Annotated in this window: 8 protein-coding genes and 1 pseudogene; all 9 read left to right on the forward strand. The window is 69.2% G+C overall.

The genetic code is table 11. The annotated features are described in order from the left end of the window. Positions 1-788, forward strand: a pseudogene (locus Q4F73_RS10160) (translational GTPase TypA); the annotation flags it as partial. 4 nt (positions 789-792) lie between these two features. Continuing rightward, entirely contained in the window at positions 793-1,944 is a 1,152-nt protein-coding gene (locus Q4F73_RS10165; protein ID WP_303359233.1) for an MFS transporter, read from the forward strand. A gap of 8 nt (positions 1,945-1,952) precedes the next feature. Further along, the gene (locus Q4F73_RS10170; RefSeq protein ID WP_303359234.1) at positions 1,953-3,545 is read left to right on the forward strand and encodes an ABC transporter family substrate-binding protein; all 1,593 of its coding nucleotides are present in this window, start codon (positions 1,953-1,955) and stop codon (positions 3,543-3,545) included. After that, on the forward strand, positions 3,542-4,393 hold the full coding sequence (gene mshB, locus Q4F73_RS10175) for an N-acetyl-1-D-myo-inositol-2-amino-2-deoxy-alpha-D-glucopyranoside deacetylase (protein ID WP_303359235.1): 852 nt from the start codon (positions 3,542-3,544) through the stop codon (positions 4,391-4,393). The genes Q4F73_RS10170 and mshB overlap by 4 nt, the downstream gene beginning before the upstream one ends. Beyond that, the gene (locus Q4F73_RS10180) at positions 4,390-4,779 is read left to right on the forward strand and encodes a hypothetical protein (RefSeq protein WP_303359236.1); all 390 of its coding nucleotides are present in this window, start codon (positions 4,390-4,392) and stop codon (positions 4,777-4,779) included. Before mshB ends, Q4F73_RS10180 begins: the two co-directional genes overlap by 4 nt. Positions 4,780-4,825: 46 nt before the next feature. Further along, positions 4,826-5,149, forward strand: a complete 324-nt coding sequence (gene fdxA, locus Q4F73_RS10185; RefSeq protein ID WP_303359237.1) for a ferredoxin — start codon at positions 4,826-4,828, stop codon at positions 5,147-5,149. A 4-nt stretch (positions 5,150-5,153) separates the two neighbouring features. Beyond that, positions 5,154-6,263, forward strand: coding sequence for a succinyldiaminopimelate transaminase (gene dapC, locus Q4F73_RS10190; RefSeq protein ID WP_303359238.1), 1,110 nt, complete (start codon positions 5,154-5,156; stop codon positions 6,261-6,263). Further along, the gene (locus Q4F73_RS10195) at positions 6,256-7,095 is read left to right on the forward strand and encodes a pseudouridine synthase (protein ID WP_303359239.1); all 840 of its coding nucleotides are present in this window, start codon (positions 6,256-6,258) and stop codon (positions 7,093-7,095) included. The genes dapC and Q4F73_RS10195 overlap by 8 nt, the downstream gene beginning before the upstream one ends. A 96-nt stretch (positions 7,096-7,191) precedes the next feature. Beyond that, positions 7,192-7,704: a GtrA family protein gene (locus tag Q4F73_RS10200; protein ID WP_303359240.1), complete on the forward strand. Its 513-nt coding sequence runs from the start codon at positions 7,192-7,194 to the stop codon at positions 7,702-7,704. Positions 7,705-7,718 lie beyond the last annotated feature (14 nt).

Genomic DNA, 7,718 nt, shown 5'->3' on the forward strand with positions numbered 1-7,718 from the left:
TCCTGCCCACCGAGCGCCCCGACGCCTGGGAGGTCCAGGGCCGCGGCGAGATGGCCCTGTCCGTCCTCGTCGAGACGATGCGCCGCGAAGGCTTCGAGCTGACCGTCGGCAAGCCGCAGGTGGTCACCCAGATCATCGACGGCACCGTCCACGAGCCCTACGAGCGCATGGTCATCGACGTCCCCTCCGAGCACCAGGGTGCCGTCACCCAGCTCATGGCCGCCCGCAAGGGCCAGATGGTGTCCATGGACACCGGCACCGGCGACTGGGTCCGCATGGAGTTCGACGTCCCGGCCCGCGGCCTCATCGGCTTCCGCACCACCTTCATGACCGACACCCGCGGCACCGGCATCGCCAACTCCTACGCCATCGAGCAGCGCCCCTGGGCCGGCGAGATCAAGGACCGCGCCACCGGTTCGCTCGTCGCCGACCGCTCCGGCCAGATCACCGCCTACGCGCTCATCCAGCTCTCCGACCGCGGCAACTTCTTCGTCGAGCCCGGCACCGAGGCCTACGAGGGCATGGTCGTCGGCGCGAACAACCGCGACGAGGACATGGACATCAACATCACCCGCGAGAAGAAGCTGACCAACATGCGTGCCGCCTCCGCGGACACCACGGTCACCCTCGCCAAGGCACACGTCCTCTCCCTCGACGAGGCCATGGAGTTCTGTGGCCAGGACGAGTGCGTCGAGGTCACCCCGGACATCCTCCGCGTGCGCAAGGTCATCCTCAACGCCACGGAGCGCGCCCGCGCCCGCTCCCGCGAGAAGGCCCTCAACAAGTAAGGTGTTGCGCCCCGCCCTCGGCGTCGGCCTGCTGTTCGCCACCAACGGCGCGGCGCTGGCCTCCGTCCTTCCCTGGTACCCCACGCTCAAAGCACAGTGGGGGCTGGGGGATTTCGCGTTCGGTCTCATGGTGGCGGCCGTGGCGGCCGGGTCCCTCGTGTCGACGATCCTGCCCTCCCTGGCCGTCAACCGGCTCGGACCGCGCCCGGTGGTGTGGTGGGGCACGGTGGGCCTCGCGCTGCTCATCGCCGGCGTCGGATGGGTGCCGTCCGCGGTGGTCCTGGCCCTGATCCTCGCCGTGGTCGGGCTTCTCGACGCCATCATCGACGTCTCCCAGAACGTCGCCGGAGTGCGCGTCGAGGCGGCCTCAGGCCGGTCGCTGCTGTCGTCCATGCACGCCTGCTGGTCGCTGGGGGCGGTCGTCGGCGGTGTCTGCGGCACCCTGGCCGCCAGCAACGGGCTGGATCTTCGGCTCCATCTCGTGGCCGTGGCCGTCGTCCTCATCCTCGTCGCGGCACTGGGTATCTGGCTCACAGGGCCGGTCCCGCGTCGAGAAGAGCCCGCGGAAAGCGGGGGCGTCGACACGCGCGTCGGCCTGGGGCGACTCATGTGGATCACCCTGCCTGTCGCCGTCCTGGCGATGTCGGGCGCGATGATCGAGGATGTCGCCAGCAACTGGGCCGGCCTGGCCGCCGTCGAACTCGCCGGGGTGGAGCTCGGGCAGGCGGGCGTGGCGTTCACCGTCGTGCTCGCGGCCCAGACCATCGGGCGTTTCACCGGCGACCGGCTTATCGACGCCTTCGGGCGCGTCGCCGTGGCACGTGCCGGAGGCGTGCTCATCGCGCTGGGCGGTGGCCTCATCATGGCGTCGACGGCCCCCGGCCTGCTTTATGTCGGTCTGGCTCTGGCCGGTTTCGGCTGTGCCACCATTGTGCCCAGCGCCTTCGCCGCCGCTGCCCGCCTGCCCGGAGTCTCCGAGGGGGCCGGGGTCACCGCCGTCAGCTGGCTCCTGCGGGTCGGTTTCATGGCGACCAGCCCCGTCATCGGCGGGCTGTCGACTGCCACCGACCTGCGGTGGGCTCTGAGCCTGGTGGTGCTGGCCGGAGTCATGGTGGCCGCACTGGCTCCCGCGTTACGTGACACCCCTGGTACATAATCGACACTGTGAAGACCCGACTCCTCCCCGCCCTCCTGCTCGCCGCCTCGCTGAGCGCCTGCGCCGCGAACCCCGGCCCGCCCCCGGTCGAGGAGCCGGAGCCCACCCCGGAATCCACCACCAGCGTCGCCCCCGAGACCACCACCCCCGAGGTGCCCTCGCGTGGTGACCAGATCATCTCCGTCGGAATCGATCCGCTCCCCGCCGGCTTCAACCCGCACCTGCAGGCCCACGACTCCACCTTCACCCGTTCCCTCGGCTCCCTCGTCCTGCCGAGCACCTTCCGGGACGGTGTCATGGATTTTAATCTTTTGGAGTCCGCCGGCGAGGTGCAACCGGCCCCCGGAACCGTCGCGCAGACCGTGCGTTTCGTCATCTCCGCCGAGGCCCAGTGGTCGGACGGCACGCCCATCACGGGCGCTGATTTCCGTTATCTCTGGCAGGGCATGACGCAGACCCCCGGCGTGATCAACCCCGCCGGTTACCGCGCCATCGAGGGGATCCGCACCTCCGCCGACGGACGTACCGTCGACGTCGACTTCCGCACCCCGGTCGTCGACTGGCGCGAGATGTTCGACAACCTGCTGCCCAGCCACGTCCTGCAGGGCGATGTCACCCGCTTCGGCACCGGTTTCGACAACGGGGTGCCGGCCTCCGCGGGGCGCTACGCCGTCGAGAACGTCGACCGCTCCCGCGGCGTGGTCACCCTCAACCGCAACGACCGCTTCTGGGGCAGCGACCCGGCCGCCACCGACCGCGTCCGTTTCCAGGAGATCCGCAGCGTCACCCAGGGCGTGGAGCAACTGCGCTCCGGCCAGCTCAACTTCCTCGACACCGTGCCCGGTGAGACCAGCGTCGACTCCTACCGTCTCATGCGCGACACCCAGGTCCGTCTCGTCGATCAGCCGCGCGAGCTGACGCTGACGATGTCCGTGACCTCGCCGTTGCTCGCGGACCAGGCGGTGCGCGCCGAACTGCATGCGCTTCTCGACGTCCCCCTCATCGCCCGCCTCGCCGCCGGCCGGTCCGCCGAGCTCTCCATCCCCGAGCATGCGGCCACCCCGGGCGTACCCTCGCTGCTGCCCGAGGTGACCGGAGAACAGGGCCGCCCCCTGCGCATCGGCGTCGACCCCGCCGACGACACCTCCCTGGCCGCCGCCCGCACCATCGTCGACCTGCTCTCCCAGTCCGATGTCCGCGCCGAGATGGTCACCTCCGACCTGGAGGATCTCACCGGAGTGCAGCTCCCGGACGGGGAGGTCGACGCCGTCATCGTCTGGCAGCGCATCGACAGCGGCGCCCTCGACCTTGCCGGACACTGGGAGTGCCCGCCGTCCCCGCAGGCACCGCGCTCGGGCAACCTCTCGGGATACTGCACCGAGGAGACCGCGGGCACGGCCGCCGCGCTGGTCGACGGCTCCGTCCCCCTCGACGAGGCCGCCGCCGTCTTCGCCGCCACCAATGCCCGGGAACACCTGGACGTGCCGTTGCTGGGGGAGCGGAGGATGCTGGTCCTGGGCGAGGGTATCGTGGGCCCGGACCCGGACCTGGAAAACTGGACCGCCGGCGTGTCGACGGTCGCGAGCTGGAGGAAACCATGACAACCCGTGATCTCATCGGCCGCCGCGTGGTGGCCGTCCACGCGCACCCCGATGATGAGGCCATCACCACCGGAGGCACCCTCTTCGACCTGGCGCGCCGGGGTGCCGACGTCCTCGTGGTCACCTGCACCCTCGGCGAAGAGGGCGAGGTCATCGGCGACACCTATGCGCACCTGACCAACGACCACGCCGATCAACTCGGCGGCTTCCGCATCGCCGAACTTACCCGCGCCCTGGAGATCCTCGGCGTGCGCGGCACCTTCCTCGGCGGGGCCGGGCGCTACCGGGATTCCGGCATGGCCGGAAGCCCGGCCCACGACAACCCGCGCGCCTTCGTCAACTCCGGTGAGGGGGCCGTCGGCACGCTGCGGGAGATCCTCGACGCCGCGAAGCCCGACCTGATTATTACCTACGGGCCCGACGGCGGCTACGGCCACCCCGACCACATCCGGGCCCACGAGATCACCCACGCCGCCGCCGACGACATTCCCGTCCTGTGGACCGTCACCCCCCTCGCCGAGATCCGGGCCGGGGTGCAGGCCATCGACACTGTGCCGCCCGGATGGACGCTGCCCCCGGCGGAGTACCTGGAGAACCAGGGCGTGGACACCCATGATCTCGTGGTGACCCTCGACGACACCGCCCTGGCCGCCAAGCGGGAGGCCATGCGCGCCCACGCCACCCAGATCTGGTTCGCCGACGGCTCCGTGACCGCCACCAACCCGCAGGCCGCGTGGGGGCACGGCACCCACCCCGTCTGGGCCCTGTCCAACCTCCACGCCCAACCGCTGCTGCCCACCGAGTACTACCAGGTCGGCGCCGGAACCGTGCCGGAGTTTCTGGCATGAGCGACCGGTTCGTGCGCACCGACTTCAGCCGCGGCGAGGCCATCAGTGGGCTCATCTGGCTGTCGGTGGCCGCGCTCATCTCCGTCCTGCTCGAGGTCGTCTACCTGGGGACCTGGATCACCGTGGGGGACACCCGTATCGCCGTGCCGTACACCATCGTGCTCGCGTTTTTATTCACCATGGTGCTCACCCGCACTGCGCGACTGTGGAACCCGGAACCCATCGTCGCCGCCATCCCCCTCTACGTCTGGCTCGCCGGCTACTTCGCCCTGATGATGGGTGTGGTCGTCACAGGCGACCAACTCGTCGGCAGTAGTATTCGTAGTGTGCTGCTGCTTTTCGCGGGAGTCGCCGGAGGCGTCTGGCCGCTCGTACGCGGCAGATGACATACTAGGTTCGATCATCCAGATTTAAAAGGAGTGCCCGACACCCATGACCTACATCATCGCCCAGCCGTGTGTGGACGTCCTCGACCGCTCCTGCGTCGAGGAGTGCCCCGTCGACTGCATCTACGAGGGCAAGCGGATGCTCTACATCCACCCCGACGAGTGCGTCGACTGCGGCGCCTGCGAACCGGCCTGCCCGGTCGAGGCCATCTTCTACGAGGACGACGTCCCCGAGGAATGGGACCAGTACTACAACGCCAACGTCGCCTTCTTCGACGACCTGGGTTCCCCGGGAGGTGCCGCCAAGACGGGGCCCGTCGACAAGGATCACCCCTTCGTCGCCGCGCTGCCGCCGCAGAACCAGGAGTAGGGCCGTGGCCCGCACGCCCCTGGGCACCCGTCTGCCGGATTTCCCCTGGGACACGCTCGCCGCGGCCAAGGCCACGGCGCAGGCGCACCCCGACGGAATCGTCAACCTGTCCGTGGGCACCCCGGTCGATCCGGTGGCGCCCGGCATCCAGCTGGCGCTGGCCGAGGCCGCCGCCGAGCCCGGTTACCCGCAGACCGCGGGCACCCCTCAGCTGCGCGCGGCCATCGCCGCATCCCTCGTGCGTCGCTACGGCATGGAGGGGGTGGAGGCGTCCGCAGTGCTGCCGGTCGTGGGCACCAAGGAGGCCATCGCGCTGCTGCCCACGCTGCTGGGTATCCGGGAGGGCTTCGTCGTCATCCCCGAGGTGGCGTACCCCACCTATGAGGTGGGCGCGCTGGTCGGCTCCAACCGCATTCTGCGGGCGGACTCCCTCCTGAAGATCGGGCCGGAGACCCCGGACCTGCTGTTCATCAACTCCCCGTCGAATCCGACGGGCAAGGTCCTGGGCGTGGACCACCTGCGCAAGGTCGTCGAGTGGGCCCGCGAGCGCGGTGTCATCGTCGCCTCCGATGAATGCTATCTCGGCCTGGGCTGGGGCGAGGAGGAGCCGGTCTCCATCCTCGACCCGCGCGTGTGCGACGGCGACCACACCGGTCTCATCGCCATCCACTCCCTGTCGAAGACCTCGAACCTGGCCTCCTACCGGGCGGGCTTTTTCGCCGGTGACCCCGCACTCATCGCCGAGCTGCTGGAGGTGCGCAAGCACCTCGGCCTCATGGTGCCCGGCCCCATCCAGCAGGCGATGATCGCCGCGCTGGAGGATGACGGCCAGGAGGCCGCCCAGAAGCTGGTTTATGCGCGTCGTCGGGCGGTGCTCATGAAGGCGCTTATCGACGCCGGGTTCACCGTCGAGAACTCCGAGGCCGGCCTCTACCTGTGGGCCACCCGCGGCGAGGACTGCCGCGCGACCGTCGACTGGTTGGCCGGGCTGGGCATTCTCGTCGCCCCCGGTGACTTCTACGGCCCCCGTGGCCAGCAGTACATCCGCATGGCGCTCACCGGCACCGACGAGCGTATCGACGCCGCCGCCGCCCGCCTTGCCACCGGTGCCTGACGCCCCCATTCCGGCCCGCCAGGGGATCTCCCCGCGGCGGGTCGTACTGCGTGGTGTGGTCCCGGGCGACCGGGAGTACTGGGCGGGCGCCGCCGGGGACGCGCCCTTCGCCTGGGGCACCCTGCTGGAGGCAGGAGCCGAGCTGGAGCGCCCGCAGCCGGCGTGGTTCCACCCCGAGATCGGCGAGGAACCGACGATTCCTTTCGACTACACGGTCCTTCACTGTGACGAGGACCTCATCGTGGTGGACAAGCCGTGCTTTGTGCCCTCGACAAGCAACGGGCGCATCGTCCGGGAGACCGTGCAGACCCGGCTGCGGATCGACTTCGGGGAGGACGACATCGTTCCCCTCCACCGCCTCGACCGGCTCACCTCGGGGGTGCTGGTGTGCTCGCGGCGGGCCGCCACCCGCGGGGACTATCAACGGCTGTTTCAGAAGCGGCAGGTGCGCAAGCTCTACCGGGCCCGCGTGGTGGGGGAGGTGACCGTGGGGCTGGACTGGGAGCTGGTGGAACTGCCGCTGCGCAAGGAGCGTGGAATCCGGCAGGTCCGGGTGGTGGACGGGGGGACGGCCACCCGGACCTGGATACGCCGGGTCGGTGAGCAGGAGGTGGAGGTCCGTCCGGTCACCGGACACACCCACCAGATCCGGGTGGTGCTCAACCATCTGGGCATGCCGATCGACAACGATGACACCTACCCCGTCGACCGGGGTCTCTCGCTCTACGACTTCAGCTCCCCGCTGCGGTTACGTGCCATGGCAGTGGACTTTGATGATCCTCACAGCCGAAGACGACGAGCCTTTCGCGTGGCCGGGCCCGGATGGGACTAAGCTGATCCGATAATCATCATTACCGCAGAAAGAGGTGTCGTGGGTTCAAGTGCGGCCTCACTGGCCCGGGTGCGCAACACCGCCCGCCAGTTCCTCATGTTCGGCATTGTCGGCGGTTCCGGCACCCTGGTGAATCTGGCGGTGAGCGTGTTGACCAAGAAGATCGCCGGCTGGACCGCCGGGATCTCCGAGCATGACGTCTTCCTGCCCCTGTGGGGCACGGACTTCAACATCCGCTGGTTCAACATCTTCATGACCATCGCCTTCCTCGTGGCCAACACCTGGAACTACCAGCTCAACCGCAGCTGGACCTTCCGGGGCATCCCCCAGCGCACCTGGTGGCGAGGATTCCTCCCGTTCCTGCTCACCGGTATCGGGGCGTTCATCGTCAGCCAGATCGTCGCGACCCTGCTCATGAATCCGACCTCGCCCATCGCCCTGTCCCCGGAGATCTTCGACGACTCCACCGGGTTCCGCACCAAGTTCTACTGGGCGACCGCGATCTCCATCGTCGTGGCCATGCCGGTCAACTTCCTCGTGAACAAGTTGTGGGCATTCGGAAAGCCCCGCGCGGGTACGCGGGTGGTCTCGGAGCAGGCTCCCGTCTAACTGATCAGCGCCAT

The organism is Corynebacterium sp. (genome assembly GCF_030535495.1).
Lineage (GTDB): Bacteria > Actinomycetota > Actinomycetes > Mycobacteriales > Mycobacteriaceae > Corynebacterium.